The 17,405-nt window shown below is 52.4% G+C and carries 15 protein-coding genes; 9 read left to right on the top strand and 6 right to left on the bottom strand.

Annotated elements, in window-relative coordinates:
* Positions 1-6 precede the first annotated feature (6 nt).
* Positions 7-2,316, top strand: coding sequence for an alpha-L-fucosidase (locus Q1A48_RS04390; RefSeq protein ID WP_299941703.1), 2,310 nt, complete (start codon positions 7-9; stop codon positions 2,314-2,316).
* 65 nt (positions 2,317-2,381) lie between these two features.
* Here Q1A48_RS04390 and Q1A48_RS04385 read toward each other — a convergent pair whose 3' ends face one another.
* Positions 2,382-3,809, bottom strand: a complete 1,428-nt coding sequence (locus Q1A48_RS04385; protein WP_299941700.1) for an alpha-L-fucosidase — start codon at positions 3,807-3,809, stop codon at positions 2,382-2,384.
* A gap of 156 nt (positions 3,810-3,965) precedes the next feature.
* Between Q1A48_RS04385 and Q1A48_RS04380 the strand changes: the two genes are divergently transcribed.
* The 8 genes from Q1A48_RS04380 to Q1A48_RS04345 all read left to right on the top strand — a co-directional run bounded on the left by Q1A48_RS04380 (position 3,966) and on the right by Q1A48_RS04345 (position 11,461).
* The gene (locus tag Q1A48_RS04380; protein WP_299941697.1) at positions 3,966-5,009 is read left to right on the top strand and encodes an aldo/keto reductase; all 1,044 of its coding nucleotides are present in this window, start codon (positions 3,966-3,968) and stop codon (positions 5,007-5,009) included.
* The gene (locus Q1A48_RS04375) at positions 5,000-5,845 is read left to right on the top strand and encodes an amidohydrolase family protein (protein ID WP_299941694.1); all 846 of its coding nucleotides are present in this window, start codon (positions 5,000-5,002) and stop codon (positions 5,843-5,845) included. Before Q1A48_RS04380 ends, Q1A48_RS04375 begins: the two co-directional genes overlap by 10 nt.
* Before the next feature lie 68 nt (positions 5,846-5,913).
* Positions 5,914-6,231 carry a UxaA family hydrolase gene (locus Q1A48_RS04370; RefSeq protein ID WP_299941691.1) on the top strand — a complete coding sequence of 106 codons (318 nt, stop codon included), beginning with the start codon at positions 5,914-5,916 and terminating at the stop codon, positions 6,229-6,231.
* Complete coding sequence (locus Q1A48_RS04365; protein ID WP_299941689.1) at positions 6,228-7,427, top strand: UxaA family hydrolase; 1,200 nt, start codon at positions 6,228-6,230, stop codon at positions 7,425-7,427. Before Q1A48_RS04370 ends, Q1A48_RS04365 begins: the two co-directional genes overlap by 4 nt.
* A 13-nt stretch (positions 7,428-7,440) precedes the next feature.
* A complete protein-coding gene (locus Q1A48_RS04360; RefSeq protein ID WP_299941686.1) occupies positions 7,441-8,184 on the top strand; it encodes an SDR family oxidoreductase in 744 nt (247 codons plus the stop codon).
* A 58-nt stretch (positions 8,185-8,242) separates the two neighbouring features.
* Positions 8,243-9,088, top strand: coding sequence for a fumarylacetoacetate hydrolase family protein (locus tag Q1A48_RS04355; RefSeq protein ID WP_299941682.1), 846 nt, complete (start codon positions 8,243-8,245; stop codon positions 9,086-9,088).
* 113 nt (positions 9,089-9,201) lie between these two features.
* Positions 9,202-10,563 (top strand): L-fucose:H+ symporter permease, encoded by a 1,362-nt coding sequence (gene fucP / locus Q1A48_RS04350; protein WP_299941679.1) that lies wholly within the window; start codon positions 9,202-9,204, stop codon positions 10,561-10,563.
* 103 nt (positions 10,564-10,666) lie between these two features.
* Positions 10,667-11,461 (top strand): IclR family transcriptional regulator, encoded by a 795-nt coding sequence (locus tag Q1A48_RS04345; protein WP_299941676.1) that lies wholly within the window; start codon positions 10,667-10,669, stop codon positions 11,459-11,461.
* Between the two features lie 147 nt (positions 11,462-11,608).
* Here Q1A48_RS04345 and Q1A48_RS04340 read toward each other — a convergent pair whose 3' ends face one another.
* From Q1A48_RS04340 to agaR, 5 genes are all read right to left on the bottom strand, one after another.
* On the bottom strand, positions 11,609-12,532 hold the full coding sequence (locus tag Q1A48_RS04340) for an ROK family protein (protein ID WP_299941674.1): 924 nt from the start codon (positions 12,530-12,532) through the stop codon (positions 11,609-11,611).
* Positions 12,533-12,596: 64 nt separating this feature from the next.
* Positions 12,597-13,748 carry an SIS domain-containing protein gene (locus Q1A48_RS04335; RefSeq protein WP_299941671.1) on the bottom strand — a complete coding sequence of 384 codons (1,152 nt, stop codon included), beginning with the start codon at positions 13,746-13,748 and terminating at the stop codon, positions 12,597-12,599.
* A gap of 2 nt (positions 13,749-13,750) precedes the next feature.
* Complete coding sequence (locus Q1A48_RS04330) at positions 13,751-15,037, bottom strand: D-tagatose-bisphosphate aldolase, class II, non-catalytic subunit (protein WP_299941669.1); 1,287 nt, start codon at positions 15,035-15,037, stop codon at positions 13,751-13,753.
* Between the two features lie 31 nt (positions 15,038-15,068).
* Complete coding sequence (locus Q1A48_RS04325; protein WP_299941667.1) at positions 15,069-16,373, bottom strand: sugar MFS transporter; 1,305 nt, start codon at positions 16,371-16,373, stop codon at positions 15,069-15,071.
* Between the two features lie 198 nt (positions 16,374-16,571).
* Positions 16,572-17,354 (bottom strand): transcriptional repressor AgaR, encoded by a 783-nt coding sequence (gene agaR, locus Q1A48_RS04320; protein WP_299941665.1) that lies wholly within the window; start codon positions 17,352-17,354, stop codon positions 16,572-16,574.
* Between the last annotated feature and the right edge of the window lie 51 nt (positions 17,355-17,405).

The following is a 17,405-nucleotide window of genomic DNA, read 5'->3' as shown; positions in this document are numbered from 1 at the left end:
ATTATTGTGATTAAGGCAAGCCGTAAAGCACTCCTTTTATGCACACTGTGTACGCCGGTATGGCTATCGATCACCGTATCGGCGGCCATCAGTCCTGCCCATGTCCAGCCCCTAAGCCCCAGTGACAGCCCTGACACGATTATTGAAAAGGCTGCCAATGTCATCCCCAGTGATCGACAGCTGGCTTATCAAAAACGTGAATTTAGCGGTTTTATCCACTTTGGCCCCAACACCTTTACCGGTGTCGAATGGGGAAATGGCAGGGAAGATCCCGCGGTTTTCAATCCAACCGCATTGGATACCGACCAATGGTGTAAAACCATGCGGCAAGCCGGCATGAAGACGGCGGTGATTACGGTGAAACACCACGATGGCTTTGTATTGTGGCAAAGCCGCTACACCAAACACGGTGTAATGTCCTCCCCCTTCCAGGGCGGCAAGGGAGATATACTCCGTGAAATGGTCAACGCCTGCCGGGCTGAAGGGTTAAAAATAGGCGTTTATTTGTCCCCCGCCGATCTTTATCAAATGGAATCAGATCAGGGGCTTTACGGTAATCGCAGCACTTATTCTGAGCGCACCATTCCCAAACCGGTTAAGGGCCGCCCCTTTTCAGACGCGCGTACTTTCCGCGTTAATACTGACGACTACAATGAATATTTTATGAGCCAGCTATTCGAAGTCCTGACCGAATACGGACCCATTCATGAGGTCTGGTTTGATGGCGCCCACCCTAAACGCAAAGGGGGCCAAGCGTATATTCGCGACGAATGGTACAGCATGATTCGGGAACTGGCCCCCGAAGCGGTTATTTTTGGCGGGCCTGATGTGCGCTGGGTTGGTAATGAAGCCGGGGATATACGCGATTCTGAGTGGAGTATTATTCCCACACAGAAAGGAAAAATTAATCTCGACCGACCCGATAAGGACCTCGGCTCCCGCGATCGTCTTTTTGATCCAAACTACGAAGTCTATGGTGAGGAGCTGGTCGCCAATCAGCTCAACTATATCATTGCCGAAGTGGACACCTCCATCCGCGATGGTTGGTTTTATCGTGACGACACCCATCAGGACGTCCGCAATGCCGATGATGTCTTCGATATTTACGAGCGCAGCGTGGGGGGCAATGGTGTTTTCCTACTGAATATCCCACCCAATACCGAGGGCAAGTTCTCCCGTCGAGATGCCGATGTCCTCAATGAAGTAGGTAAGCGTATTCGTGAGACCTATAATACCAATCTGCTGGAAGATGCCTCCGGCCCCGTTGAAGTGCTCGATGACAATGAAAGCAGCTTTTGGCAAACCTCAGACAATCAGCGCAACTTTGAGCTCAACCTAAAGCAGCCGGTAACCTTAAACCGCTTTGTGTTGCAGGAAGCGATTGCCTGGAAAGGACAGCGAATCGAACAACATGCCCTGGATGCCTGGATCGATAATCAATGGCAAGAGGTCGCTAAGGGCACCACCGTTGGCTATAAGAAGATCCTTCGATTTGCCGACGTAACGACGGATAAATTGCGACTGAGAGTCCCCCAAAGCCGTTTGCAGGCAACGGTCATGTCGATCTCAGGCCACTATTACCGCCCGCGGCCAAGCGCGGTTGTTATCAGTAGGACCCGCTTTGGCAAGATACAGTTGGGCGCACCTGAACATAACTTCGACTGGAATCCCGCAGAAAAACGCTTTGACAGCAAGGCCCAGCTGCGCCAGACCCGCTTTCATTACACCCTCGACGGCAGTGCTCCAACCTTGGACTCCCCACTCTATAAAGCGCCCTTTGCGTTTGATGGCGGCACCGTTAAGGCCAGAGCCTTTCTCGGCAACGCGCCGGGGGAAATCTCGACCCGGTTGTTTAGCATCCGTAAAGACAGCTGGAAATTACTGTCCGCAAGCAGCGCACAGCAAGGTCCATGGTATCAGTTTTGGAACGGCAAACACTCAGCTGAGAAAGCATTCGATGGCAAAGCCAACACCTTCTGGCTCAGTGCCCAGTTGGATCAGGAAAAGCAGGAGAAGCACTACCTGGCCCTGGATCTTGGTAGTCAGCAGGAAATTAGTGCCCTTAGCTACTTGCCCCGGCAGGACCAAGCCATTGCTGAAGGCATGATTGAAGCGGGCTATATTGAAATCAGCGACGACGGTAAGAGCTGGAAAAAATTGGAGCCTTTCCAATTTGGCAATATCCTGAACAACCCTGTGGAGCGCATCCACTACTTTGAAACAGCCATCAGCACCCGATACATTAAAATTACATCCACTGGTGGCGCTCAGGGAACAGGTTTTGCCGGAGCCGCCGAGATTGGGTTCTTACCCTGAGCTTCAGGGCATTCGCACTAAAGCCGCTGTACCGTCGTTGCGGGCAGCGGCTTTTTTGTGATCAATCAACGCGACTGAACAAAAGATGCTGAACGGCTAATCTTAATCACATAGGCGTGCGCGTTTGCCGCCGTCTCCGGCCAATGAAAGGTGATATTTCCATCCTGGTGCTGCCAATCAAGTTCACCCTCAAATCCCAGCAGGCTGACGGTCCCTATTTTGCCAACCGGCGTATCGAGTAGTGTGACAAGCTCAGCAGAAGGCGCACTCAACAGTGTCGCATAGAGTGCGTCATCTGTGGCTGTATAACGCACATCGCCCCCCTCTTTCGTCTTCCCCTCGGCCCGTATCCAGGGGCGGGTTTTATAGATTGCCTCGCTATTCACGGCCATCCATTCACCCAGTCCTTTTAACCGGTCTAACTGGATATCCGGTATAGTGCCGTCAGCCTTGGGACCAATATTCAACAATAGATTGCCATTCTTGCTCACCACATCAACCAGAAAGTGAATCAACGCCTTGCGCGAGATCGTGGTTTGTTCGGAATCCAGTTGGTTGTAACCATAGGAATACCCCAGGCCCCGGCTGGTTTCCCACTTAAACGGCTGAATGTCTGCATAGGTTGCATATTCCGGGGTACCGAAATCTGGCTTAATTTCTGCTCTGGAAATGTCTCTCCAGCGATTATTAATCACTGCGTGAGGTCGCTGTTGGCGGTAGCGGTGAATAATATCAACAACCCGGCTGCCCTCTGGATAGCTGATATCATTCCATAGAATATCGGGCTGGTAGCGCTCGACCAGCTCTTCCAGTTGATTGTCAGTATTGTGAATAAAATCCTCGGGATAAGCGTGCCACCCCAGTGGCGTGAAGTCGTAGCTGGCATTGTAAGACCAGTCGATGCCCCCGGAGAAGTACAAGCCCATGTGCAAGCCCGCATTCCTAACTGCCTCGCTGAGTTCTCCCACAATATCACGACTTGCACGGGCATTTTCACGAGGGATATTGGCACTCGGGTATTGACTGGGCCACAGTGTGAAACCGTCGTGATGCTTGCTGACCAACACCACATATCGGGCACCAACCTGTTCGAATAGACTCGCCCAGGATTGAGGCTGCCACTGCTGAACCGCCTGGTTAAAGGTCTTGGCAAAGTTGTAGTAGTCAAAGTCTTGACCAAATTGCGCGCGATGATAGTGCTCGGTCTTCCCGCCTTCCTTTTTCAGGTTGTGCAAATACCACTCGGCGTAGGCCGACTCCACTTCCCCGCCATTTTTGATAAATTCCCACACTTCTTCCAGAAAGCTCCTAGAAACATCCGGGTAATGTTCCACGGGCGCATAGCCTGGCACCGAATATAGACCCCAGTGAATAAAAATCCCCAACTTCGCATCCTCATACCAGACCTCTGTCTCTCCCTCTTCCACCGGATCATAGGCCAGGGCCAATGTGCCCAGTAGCATTCCCAACAATAAACAGCCCAAATTGCGCACAGATACACCCCCTAAATGTTAATCGAATAAGACCAGGGCGTTGGAGGCCAGCCGCCAAAGGATCGCCTTGTCCGGCAACCCCACAGTAAATGATCGCTGTACGTCCATAGGGGACTATGTTACTCTTTTTTTAGAAAGTGAAAACTATTTTTATTTATGAAAAATATCGCTTCTGCAATAAATACCCTGGGCAACACCACATTAAGCGTGGGTGAGCTCGGCTTCGGCTGCGCGCCGCTGGGGAACTTGTACCAGGCCATTAGCAACCAACAGGCCAAAAACACCCTCGAAGCGGCCTGGAACAGCGGCATTCGACTCTTTGACACGGCCCCGCATTACGGGCAGGGCTTGTCTGAGCGGCGCCTGGGCGATCTGTTGCGGCAAAAACAGGATCAGGGTTACGTGCTGTCAACCAAGGTCGGTCGCTTGCTGAGACCGGCAGGTTACCGTGCACAGCGGCACGGCTTTCACTCGCCCATGCCCTTTGACAGCCATTATGACTACAGCTACGACGGTATCATGCGCTCCTTTGAACACAGCCTGCAGCGCCTGGGGCTTGACCGTATCGATGTACTGCTGATCCACGACCTGGGCCAGGCAACCCACGGCGCCGACCACCAACAGCACTTTCACACTTGCATGACCAGTGGCTACAAAGCGCTGGATGCGCTTCGCCGCGATGGCCGTATTAAAGCCATTGGCATGGGCGTTAATGAATATCAGGTCTGTGAAGCCGCTATGGCGCACGGGGAGTTTGACTGTTTCCTGTTAGCGGGGCGTTACACGCTCCTGGAGCAAGGCGCACTGACGAGCTTTTTACCCAAGTGTGTCGAGCGCAACAGCGCCGTTATTATCGGCGGACCTTTCAATTCGGGTATCCTCGCCAGCGGCACTCAAACCAATGCCGCCCCCAATTACAATTACCAGCCAGCCCCCGCTGAGGTCATTCAAAGCGTTGAGCGGATTGAATCCGTCTGCCGCCACTTTCAAGTGCCATTGCCTGCGGCGGCCCTTCAGTTTCCTCTCGCGCACCCGGCTGTGTGCAGTGTCATTCCCGGAATGTGCTCAGCGGAGCAAATTCAACAGAGCATTGACCTGTTGAGTTACACGATCCCCGACGAATTTTGGACAGAGCTTAAATCTTGTGGAGCAATCGGCGAATCCGCTCCAGTACCGGGTGAGAAATTACGATGCGGATAGATAGCCATCAGCACTTTTGGCTGCTAAGCCGCGGAGATTACGACTGGCTGGGCCCCAGCTTCGAAGCACTGTATCGCGATTTTTTACCCGACGATATCAGAGGCCATTTGCAAGCCGGTGACATTGATCAAACCATTCTGGTACAGGCCACAGATAAACTGGCAGAAACGCAATACCTGCTCAGTTTGGCCGATGAAAATGCGTTTATTGCCGGCGTCGTTGGCTGGGTGGCGATGGATACCCCCGCGGGCCAGGCGGATCTTCAAAAGCTGAGTCAGCAACCCAGGTTTTTGGGAGTTCGCCCGATGCTGCAAGATATTAACGACCGCAACTGGATGTTAAAGTCCGAACTCGATCCAGCATTTCAAATTTTGCTCAGGGAAAATCTGAGTTTTGATGCTCTGGTCAAACCCGAGCACCTGGACAACCTGCACACCCTGATGTTGCGCTACCCAAGCTTAAACGTCGTCATTGATCACGGCGCAAAACCCGATATTGCCTCAGGAGAATTTGATCTCTGGGCCGACAATATAAGCCGCATCGCCAAAGATACCAACGCCTATTGCAAGCTGTCTGGCCTGCTCACCGAAGCGGGTCACTGTGCCAGCGATACAGAAATTCAGCCCTACATGCAACACCTGCTGGCTTGCTTTGGCCCGCGGAGACTGATGTGGGGCAGCGATTGGCCTGTGCTCAATCTTGCCTCCGACTACGCGCACTGGCACTCGATGGTACAAACTTTTATTGCCCCGCTGCCCGCTGACGATCAGGCCGCCATCATGGGCACAAGTGCCCAGCACTTTTATCGGCTGCACAAGCACCACTCTACCATTTGACAGCCCGGGGAAAAGACCCGTTCTTAAGACGCACTTTTTTGCTTAAACACAACAAACTGATGACATTCATGAACACAACGACAGCCCAAGATAAACGCCTGATTGCCTTAAGTGATGAAGACAATGTACTCATCTGCTGCCGGCCAATTAAAGCGAATGAAGTGGTAATGATAAACGGCACCGAAATGCAATTATCAACCGCCATTGGCGTTGGCCACAAGGTGGCACGCCAAGCGATCACCAAGGGGGAAAAGATTGTTCGCTGTGGCATGCCGATAGGCTCGGCCACAGTGGAGATTGCACTCGGCCAACATGTTCACATGCACAATATCAAGAGTGATTACATGCCCTCTCACGATAGACATGCGGTTCAAGGTAAAATATGACAGAGATACTTGGTTACCCCAGAGAAGATGGACGCAAAGGTATTCGCAATGTTGTTGTCGTCGCCTACCTGGTGGAGTGCGCACACCATGTGGCCCGCCGCATTGTCGAGGGTGCCAATCACACCGACATACAATTGATTGGCTTTCCCGGCTGTTTTCCTAATGATTACGCCCTAAAGCTTATGAAGCGTCTGTGCACACACCCCAATGTGGGCGCTGCTCTATTGGTGTCTTTGGGCTGTGAAGGCTTTAACCGCAACACCCTGCACGAGGAAATTGATGGCAGCGGCCGACCGGTAAAAACCCTGGTCATCCAGAAAGCAGGCGGCACTCGATCCAGCATTGATCAGGGCTTGGACTGGGTGCTATCCACACAGGCACAGATAGCGACACAGCCCCAGGTTCCTATGGGCATCAATGAATTGATTGTCGCCACCATTTGTGGTGGGTCAGACGGAACCAGTGGCATTTCCGCCAATCCGGCAGTGGGCAGAAGCTTTGACAAGCTGGTCGATCAGGGTGCCACCTGTATTTTTGAAGAGACCGGTGAATTGATTGGCTGTGAACACATCATGGCCGAGCGCTCTATCACTCCAGAGTTGGGCGCGGAAATTCAAGCCTCTGTCAATAAAGCCGAGCGCTATTACAGCAAGATGGGCTATGGCAGTTTTGCCCCCGGCAATGCCGACGGTGGCCTTACCACCATTGAGGAAAAATCCATAGGCGCTTACATGAAATCGGGGTCGGCGCAAATAAGCGGAATGATTAAACCCGGAGATATACCCCCAAACGGTGGCCTGTATCTGATGGACGTGGTTCCCGATGGCGAACCAACTTTTGGCTTTCCCAATATTTCAGACAACGCTGAAATTGTGGAAATGATTGCCAGCGGCGCTCACATCACGCTCTTTACCACCGGTCGCGGTTCGGTGGTTGGCTCTGCCATTTCTCCGGTGATCAAGATCTGCAGTAACCCGGAAACCTTCGCTCAGCTCAGTGATGACATGGATATTAATGCCGGAAAAATTATTTTAGGCGAAGCTTCCCTGGATGAAGTGGGCGAAGAGATTTACCAAAAGACCATTGCTGTTTCCCGGGGACAAGCCAGCCTGTCCGAAACCCTTGGTCACCAGGAATTTATTCTGACCTACAAAAAATTTGATGCCATAGGCCCTGCCTGCCTACCAAGTCATTAGAAAGAGACAGCGTATGAACCTGAGACTGAGTCACAAAACAGCCGTCATTACCGCCGCTGGTGCGGGCATTGGGCGAGAAACAGCCATCCGATTCCTTTCCGAGGGTGCCACTGTGTGGGCAACGGACATCAATGCTTCAGCGCTGGAAGCGCTCAGTGCAGAACACCCATCCATTCACACCTGTGTGCTCGACGTTACCGATGACGCGGCCATCGCGCAATTTTCAGGGAGAATCGGCAACATCGATATACTGTTCAACTGCGCCGGATTTGTGCACAACGGCACGATTCTCGAATGTGACGAGCAGGACTGGAGTTTCTCTTTTGATCTCAATGTAAAATCTTTTTATCAAATGATCAAAAATTTTCTACCCGCCATGCTGGCCCAACAGAAAGGCAGTATTATCAACATGTCCTCCGTTGCCTCCAGTATTAAAGGTGTTCCCAATCGCTTTGCGTACACCACAACCAAAGCCGCCGTCATTGGCCTGACCAAGTCGATCGCCGCTGATTTCGTCACCCAGGGAATACGCTGTAATGCGGTCTGCCCGGGCACTGTGGACACACCGTCCCTACGAGACAGGCTAAATGCCTTTGCAGATCCCGCCCAGGCGCGCAAAGACTTTGAGGCCAGACAGCCCATGGGGCGCCTCGGTCAAGCCGATGAAATTGCCGCACTCGTCCTCTACCTGGCCTCGGACGAATCCAGCTACACCACCGGGTCCATCAATATGGTCGACGGTGGTTGGAGCATTTAACTACAGGTAAACACGTGCGCTTGCGTAACATTGATTGAACGATAGCGAGGATACAAGCTTGAAACTTTTACGCTACGGGAAAAAAAATCACGAAAAACCCGGCATGCTGGACTGTGATGGCAATATACGCGATCTGTCAAAGTTCGTTGACGATATTGATGGGGACTTACTGTCTGGGGACAAGCTCCAAATGCTGATGGACCTGGATCCAAGTACCCTGCCCCTGGTTGATCAAAAAGTGCGTTACGGTGCCTGCGTGAACAATGTCGGGAAATTTTTATGCATTGGATTGAACTATGCCGATCACGTGGCAGAAACCGGTGCTGAAGTTCCCGAAGAGCCTGTGGTTTTTTCAAAGTTCACCAGCGCCATTAGCGGTCCCAATGACGATGTTATGATTCCCAAGGGCAGTGAAAAAACCGACTGGGAAGTTGAGCTGGGCATAATAATTGGCAAAGCGGCCGCCTATGCCGATGAGACAGTTGCTGAGGAAGCGATTGCCGGCTACTGCGTTATCAATGATATTTCCGAACGCCAGTTCCAGCTTGAGCGCAGCGGACAGTGGGATTTGGGTAAGGGCTGTGACACTTTCGGTCCCCTTGGCCCCTGGCTTGTCACCAAGGAGGAAATCAGCGATGTTGGCAATCTGTCCATGTGGCTGGACGTCAACGGTATCAGACGCCAGGCCGGCAACACCAAAACCATGCTCTTCAAACCCGCCTATATCGTCAGCTTCCTCAGCCAGTTTATGAGCCTGCAACCGGGAGATGTCATCTCTACCGGCACACCGCCAGGCGTGGGCCTCGGCTTTAATCCACCCATTTATCTGAAAGCCAATGACACCATGACGCTGGGTATCGAAGGACTCGGGGAACAGCACCAGACAGTGATTGCCACCCCCTAAGCACCGGCAACAGGCAGGCTGTTACACTGAGCACCGGCAACAGGCAGGCTGTTACACTGAGCAACAGCAAGCTTGTCGCACGCTGATTCATAATAATAACTCAGGAACATCCAATGACGATCGCAGACACAAGTTCGGCAGATATTCCCGCCCGAGCGGCTCACACAGCGAGCCCGCAAAAAAATGCCCTGATTCCAAAGGCCCTGCTGATTCCGTTTATTCTGATCACCTGCTGTTTTTCTCTGTGGGGCTTCGCCAATGATATCACTAATCCCATGGTCGCGGCGTTCGAGAAGATTTTCCTGACCGGCACCACTGAAGCCACGCTGGTACAAGTTGCCTTCTACAGCGGCTACGGCGCTATGGCCATTCCCGCGGCGCTGTTTATCCGTCGATTTTCTTACAAAGCCGGCATTTTAATGGGGCTTGGACTCTATGCACTGGGGGGCCTGCTGTTCGTGCCCGCCAGCCAAATCGGAGAGTTTTATCCTTTTTTGCTCGCCTACTTTGTCTTAACCTGCGGATTGGCTTTCCTTGAAACCACAGCCAACCCTTACATTCTTTCCATGGGTCCCTCAGAAACAGCCACTCGGCGTCTGAATCTGGCTCAGGCATTTAATCCTCTCGGCTCTCTGCTGGGCATGTACACAGCATCGCAGTTCATTCTGGCCAACCTGGATGCTCGCAGTAAATCCGCCCGGGAAGCCCTCCCTCTGGAGGAGTTTGAAGCCGTAAAAGCTGCCGATCTCACTGTGGTCAGTACCCCTTACATCGCGATCGGTTTAGTGCTGGCGATTCTCTTTGTCATCATCAGTTTGCGCGCTATGCCTGGCAACCCCACCGCCAGCAGCGACAATGCCAGTCTGAAGGCTATTTTAGCGCGCCTGGTAACCTCGACACGCTATGTTGAGGGTGTTATCGCACAGATGTTTTATGTCGGTGCGCAAATCATGTGCTGGACTTTCATCATTCATTACGGTACCGAGGTCTTTATCTCTGAAGGTATGGCAGAAAAGGAGGCACAGATTCTCGCCCAACAGTACAACATAGCCGCCATGGTTCTCTTCTGCATCAGTCGGTTTATCTGTACTTTTTTACTCAAGTTCGTCAGCCCTGGTTTTCTGTTAATAATTCTTTCATCTGGCGGGATGCTCCTCAGCTTGGGCACCATTTTTATCGGTGGCATTGACGGACTTTACTGCCTGGTCGCCATTTCAGGATGCATGTCATTAATGTTTCCAACCATTTACGGTATCGCACTTAAAACGCTGCATGGAGACGATGCCAAGATCGGTGCTGCAGGACTGGTTATGGCCATCGTCGGCGGCACTTTTCTGCCAATGCTGCAAGCCAGTGTCATTGATCGCTGGTCGCTGGATTTTCTGAGCGGCGCTCAAGCTTCATTTGCACTGCCGTTGATTTGCTTTGTGGTTATTGCCATCTATGGCTACCGAGCCAAACACCTCCACGGGTGAATGGGCCCAAAGTCGCTTCCTTTATAGCCCCAGACCAGTTGTGCTACACTTCGCAGCTGAAAGTAGCGCAATCACAAACAGAGTCCAGGAGTGCCAGATTTCCGTGACAAAAGTCCCTGAAGAAAAGGACAAAAAGAAGGCTAAAACCCCCTACACGGCGCCAGCGCTGGAAAAAGGGCTGGACATCATCGAGCTGCTCAGCGGTGAAGAGTCTGGTTTAACCCTTAGTGAAATAGCCACCAAACTGTCGCGCTCCACCAGTGAAATTTTTCGCATGCTCGCCGTGCTTGATCGACGCGGTTACCTCAGTACCGAGTCCGGACGAGACACCTATGTATTAACCATGAAGTTGTTTGAGCTGTCTCATCAGCATTCACTGGTTAAACGGCTGACGGGTGCCAGCCTGCCGATCATGCAAAAGTTGGCCCCCGCCATCGAGCAGTCCTGCCATCTCAGCGTTTATCACCGTGGTAAAGTCTTGGTCATTGGTCAGCGTGACAGCCAGATGGATCTTGGTTTCCGAGTAAAGTTGGGCAGTGAAATAGACCTGGTCGACACCTGCTCCGGCCATGTTTTGATGGCCTTTGCCGAGGATGACATGCTCAAGCAAATGCTGCAGGAACGCGCCGGCGATAGCTTCAAAAAGTCAGCGCTAATGGCGAGATTAAAAAAAGTGCGCGAGCAGGGCTATGAAAGCAAGCAGAGTCAGCAGGTCAGTGGGGTAAGGGATATCAGCTACCCGGTTTTTGGCTATACCGGCGAAGTCCTGGCTGCGATCACAGTCCCTTACCTTGAGCGCCTGGATAACGCCCCACACCCCACCTTTGATCAAGTGAAAGAGATGCTGTCAGCCGCCGCGCACAGTATTTCTCTACAGCTTGGCTATAAACCGGAATAACACCAGCCCCGTATTGGGACTCATCATTACAGTACCCCCTCACACCGTCAATCCAGGTTAATTTGGGCTTTCGATCACTAGGACATACTGATCCAACCAGTGAACACCGGGAAACACTCGGCTGTTCACAGGTGCTTTTTCACTGTGTCACCTCGCCGTCTTCTGACAGAGCTGCTGAGCCATGATGGCGGCACCGCGAACACCGCTGGCATCACCAAATCGAGGGCGCTTTAACGCTGGAACAGACATTCCGGGCAATAGGTGCGCTTCAATTAAAGCCGGCAGTCGATGGAAAATTTCACGGATATTGGACACGCCCCCACCGATCACTATCACACCCGGATCGTAGTGCAAAATGGCTTGGGCGAGGCTACCCGCCAGGCAATCAAGATAAATAGCAAAAGCTTTTTCAGCCCGCTCATCCCCTCCACGCAGCGCCGCAATCAACTCTGGGTTATCGACAAATTGTCCTCCGCAATGCTGACCGAGCCACAACAGCCCAGGGCCGGCAATATAGGTCTCGGCACAACCGAAACCGCCGCAACCACAAGCGCGCAGAGGCAGCTGGTAGCGCTGTACCAATGTTGCCGAAATAGGCACATGCCCCCACTCACCCGCGATGCCCGACCGGCCTTTGTATATTTGCTCTTTAACCACCAGACCACTGCCGGTACCGGTCCCCACAATCGCGCCTAATACCATGTCAATACCCGCCCCAGCGCCGCCCAGGGACTCAGAAAGCGCAAAAGTATTCATGTCGCTGTCTATGGCCACAGGCCGCACCAGTGAGCGCGTCAGGTCTTCAACCAAAGACATACCATTCACACAGGGCAAGTTGGAAGAGACACAGTTGCCGTTATCGTCAACGATGCCGATCATGCCAATACCGATGGCCTTTGCCGGCTGCTCCACGCGCTGGTCAGCCTGTGCAATCAGAGAAATAATTGCGTCAATAAAATCGCGATAGCAGTCTTTCGGGGTGTCGACTCGCCAGCCGTCTTGACGCTTGAGATGATCATCAAAAATGGCTATTTCGATTTTCGTTCCACCGACATCAATACCGTATAGCATTATTCACCCCGCTCACCCCCACTATGTTACACCTTCAGACCCTTGAGCCCGTCTTCAGCAGTGATTATTCGGCCTGTGATCCATAAGGATACAAACTCACGCCTTGTACAACCCGATTCACTTCACCGGAGGGGCACGGATTGTCAGCACCAATCCCCAGATTAATCGCCTTGTAGAATCCCAACACCTGACAGAAAACAACGTACACCAAACCAAGCCAGATATCGTCTATCATAGCGCTCGATTTACTATCCAACTGAAAATGATCCGCCGACAGTCCAATAATGGATAGCGCCTTGTCATCGCGATTTAGCTCTGCAAAAAGATCCCGGTCGTAGAGTTCAGTATAAGCATTGGCAGAGTGAAAATGCACAATCAGCGTGTTTTTATCAACCACGGATTTAGGACCATGGCGAAAACCCAATGGTGAGTCATGCATTGGCACCACTTGGCCAGCACTTAGTTCCAGCATTTTAAGCGCGGATTCCTGAGCGCACCCCAGCAGTGACCCAGCCCCCAAAATCACCAGGCGATTAAAGGGCCGCTGCGCCAGCGTCTGAATATGGTCGAGCTCTTGCGCCAATAAGCGCTCGGTCATTTGAGCCGCCTGCTCAACCCAGCTTGAACAAGCTCCGAACACACAGAGGCAGGAAACAATCATAGAGGAATAGCTGCTGGTCATGGCAAAGCTGCGGTCATTGGTGCCTTCAGGCATCAACAGGCAGTGCATGTGGTCCTGCCCTCGCTCGGCACAGACTTTGGCCAGACTGCCATCAGGATTGCATGTTAACACCAGATGGGAGTGCTGCTCGACAATCTGATTCACCAACGCCACGGCGGCAAGACTTTCCGGACTATCGCCCGAGCGGGCAAACGAAATTGCCAGTGTCGGAGTTTGCGCCTCTAAATACAGTTCCGGAGCCGCCAGGATATCAGTGGTTTTGATGGCTTCCACACGTCGCTTCAAACTTTGGCGTAAGTGGGGAGCAATCGCTTCACCAATAAATGAAGAGCTTCCGGCCCCCAGCAAAATAATTTTCAGCCCGGCATCTGCCACAATTGGTACGAGAAAATCTTCAATTGCGCTTCGCTGCTCTACGATATTTTGTGCCGCTTCGCGCCATACACGGGGCTGCTGATCAATTTCTTTTGCCGTCCAATAGCTGTTAGCCTTTTCCAACACAGCCGTTGGATAATTTAATAAATACTCAGACATCGCTAAACCTCTTGCTTCCAGCAAGCTTTGGCGTAGACATCGATCACTTGCATAATATGAAAAAGAACTAACGCTTGCGCAGTTGGCTTCAGCACTTTCGAACGCACGGCTTGATATTCTTGCGGGAGATACTGCGCAAGCAAAGGCTCCGGTATGGACGATTCGGTTAAATTATTCATAAGGCAGGTAACCGCCTGTTCAATTTCAGGCTTCACCCAATAGTAACGAATACGATCACTGTAGCTGTAACGCCGGTAAAGCCGCCCCTGAGGCTCCTGCTTCGGATAGTAGTTTGCCCAGTGCTCGGGTGATGCCAACATGATGTCTTCACAGACCTGACGCAAGCCGGAGCACTTCTCTTTTGTAATAAGCTCATCCTCAATATGACTCAAGGAAAATAGCGCTTCGCGCAGTGCATACGTCAACTGTGGGCCGACTTTGAGAATGGCAAAGTGGTCGGCAATCAAGTGCGTGTAGGCTATTGCCGGCTGGTAGTCGGTCGAATGTGCCTCAAAAACCAGGTTGGGGATTTTTGAAAGCAGGGCGGCTAAGTCTTTAGCGTCATCCGGGCGATAGTCGTGTACCGAGGTGTGATCAAACTCAACCCCCGGCTGTACCACCAGCCCCACAACCCGTTCCCAGGCCTGAGACAAATCCCGCTGAAAAAAAGCTTTCCGATGCGCCTCAACAGTTGCGAGCACGTCCTCGCAGCCGGTTACCTGCAGATCGTCAATGGCTTCTGCCGCGCCGCCTGGAGGCGGCACTTCGGTTCCCACAACATAGACCAGCTCCGCGCAGCCAAAAACCGCCAGTGCCGTTTTCTCAGCCACCGCACACAGTGCGGCGGCGCGCTCCGCGACAGTGGCGTCGGTGAGTGGCCCGGTATCATCTGCACAGCGCATACTGGTATCCAAGTGGATTTTTTTAAAACCTGCGGCCACATAAGCACGAATAAGATCCTTGGCTTTCGCCATCGCCTGCTCGGCGGACTCCGACACCCAGCATACCGGCCCCAGGTGATCGCCCCCGAAAATGATTTGCTGCCGGTCAAAGCCGACGGTTTCGGCAATCGCGTTGACGAAAGGGATGAAATCTGCAGGCTGCATGCCCGTATAACCGCCAAACTGATTCACTTGATTGGCGGTTGCTTCGATCAATACCGGCGTATTGTCCTTGAGCCCTTGTAGCAGTGCCGCCTTGAGAACCAACGGGTGCGCAGTGCAGATAGCATAAATTCCGCGCGCTAAACCGCGCCGGTTATCGGAAGCAATATCCAGAATTTTTTGCATGGCAAAATCCTGCCCGACGTTGTTTACACAATCACCACTGACGCAGTTTGTGGCCTTTAAAAGCGTAGAATAGGATAAATAGGTAACAGGGAATCATCAGTAGATAGGACGTTTGACTGTCCTGTAGTATGTCGGCCACCAAACCGTAAAGCATCGGTAAAAGTGCTCCGCCTGCGATTGCCATGATCAACAGTGCCGAGCCGGTACTGGTCTCTTTAGCGTCCAGCCCTTCCAGCGCCATGGGCCAAATGGCGGGCCAAACCAGCGCATTGGCCAAACCAAAAAGCGCCACATACAAAACCACATTGGGAATACCCTGCACACCGGTCCACAGCAACAGACTGCTCCAAACACCATAACTGTCCGGGCTGGCAGTGTAGATCAACACACTCAACACAATCCCCAGGGCCGCCGAGACCATTAACGCTTTCGACTGGCTGATCCAGCGAGGGATGAGCAACATCCCGATCAGATACCCCACCACCATGAAGCCCATGGTGTAAGAGGTCAGCTGGCCAAAGTTATTGACCCCCAGACCCTTGCCAAATAATCCGATCGTATCCCCCGCAATCACTTCAGCACCGACATAACAAAACAGAGCCGCCACACCCAGCATCAGTTGCGGATGCGACAGGATCGAACGGGATATGCCGCTCTCGGTTGATTCTTCACCCAGGTCGGGTTCAGGCAGAGGAGAGAACTTCACGAATGCAGCCAGCAATAGCAGCAGCATCGCCATAATGGCATAAGGTGTCATCAATCGAGATGACAAATCCACCAGGGCCTCGGTCTTATCGCTGACGCTCATAGCGGTCAGAGCGCCTTCAGAGAACTGAGAAATATCACTCAACACCCAGGCGGTAAAGACCAGGGGGGCCACCACACCAGCCAGCTTGTTTAACACGCCCATCATACTAATACGGACCGCCGCGGTTTCACGTGGGCCAATCACCACAATGTAAGGGTTGGCGGCTGTCTGTAAGATCGTCAGGCCGGTACCCAGAACCATCAGCCCCATCAAAAATACACCGTAAGTACGACTCAGAGCGGCGGGTATAAAAATCAAGCTGCCCACCATCATCACCAACAATCCCAATACCATGCCATTTTTGTAGCCTGTGCGACGCAGCACCATGGACATAGGCAGTGCCATGATTGTGTAGGCGATGTAAAACGCCATAGTGACAAGGTAGGCCTCGGTATGACTCAGCTCACAGGCAATCTGCAGAAAGGGGATTAAAGAGCCATTTAACCAGGTCACAAAGCCAAAGGTAAAAAACAAAATGCCAATGATCAGCATCGGTAAAAGGCTGGATGAACGGGTATTTATCAACATGGGTTGGCACTCATTATTAGAAGTTATGAAAACACCGGCTGGATTTGTCAGGCAAAACAGAAGTTTCGACATCTTTCAAATAATACATTCGAAAGCAAACGAAAGTCTATAGATGAAAAAAATTCCGCCCAGGCCACGGAGTGGAATGAAGTCATTAAAGAGCGTTGAGGCACCACCGAGGCCAGTACAACTGCTGGATTAAACCTGATCGGGTCCGGCATCAATCAAGTGTACGGTCACGTCAGCCTGGGCTAAGCGCACGGCATAGTCTTCTGGCAGAGCACTATCGGTCACCACAGCGGTCAATCTGGACAGCTGACAGATCAGATGCAGGCCCTTGCGGCCGAACTTGCTCGAATCCGTCACGGCAATAACCTCATTGGCCGCGTCACACATCAGCCGATTGAGGCACGCCTCCGGCTCAAAGTGGGTGGTAATCGCTTCCAGATCAAAGCCGTCTACCCCCAGGATAAACTTGTCGAAACGCAGGTTCTTCAGGCTCGCCTCAGCCAGGGGACCATAAAATGACTGGGTCTTGTGTCTCAGGTTACCGCCACATAGCATCAGGGCGACAGCATCGATTTCTGCCAGACGGGTAGCCACATTCAGGCCACTGGTCATCACCTGCAGGTTCTGATGCTTATGTAAGTGGCGCGCCACCTCTTCGGCGGTGCTGCCAGAATCGAGAATCACACGCTCGCCATTGCCAATCAAACCCGCCGCCAGCTTGCCAATTTTCTGCTTCAGCGTAAGATTTTGCCGATAGCGATCATTCATCGACAGCTCTTTGGCCAGCGGCGTTGAGGCCACCGCCCCTCCGCGGGAGCGCACCAACAGGCCGCGGCGATCCAGCTCATTGAGATCACCGCGTATGGTCACCGAGGATACCGCAAAACGCTTGGACAGGGCCTCGACACGTACCTGCCCCTGTTGCTGGATTTCTTCGACGATTTTTTGGCGTCGCTGAATGGTGTCAAACATGGAATCTCTATCGCGATCAAAAGGAAATCTTAACAACCCATCAGCACTTTC

The sequence above is a fragment of the uncultured Microbulbifer sp. genome (genome assembly GCF_947489355.1).
Classification (GTDB): Bacteria; Pseudomonadota; Gammaproteobacteria; order Pseudomonadales; family Cellvibrionaceae; genus Microbulbifer.
Note: the sequence above shows the minus strand (reverse complement) of the source record. Positions and strands in the feature narration are given on the sequence as shown.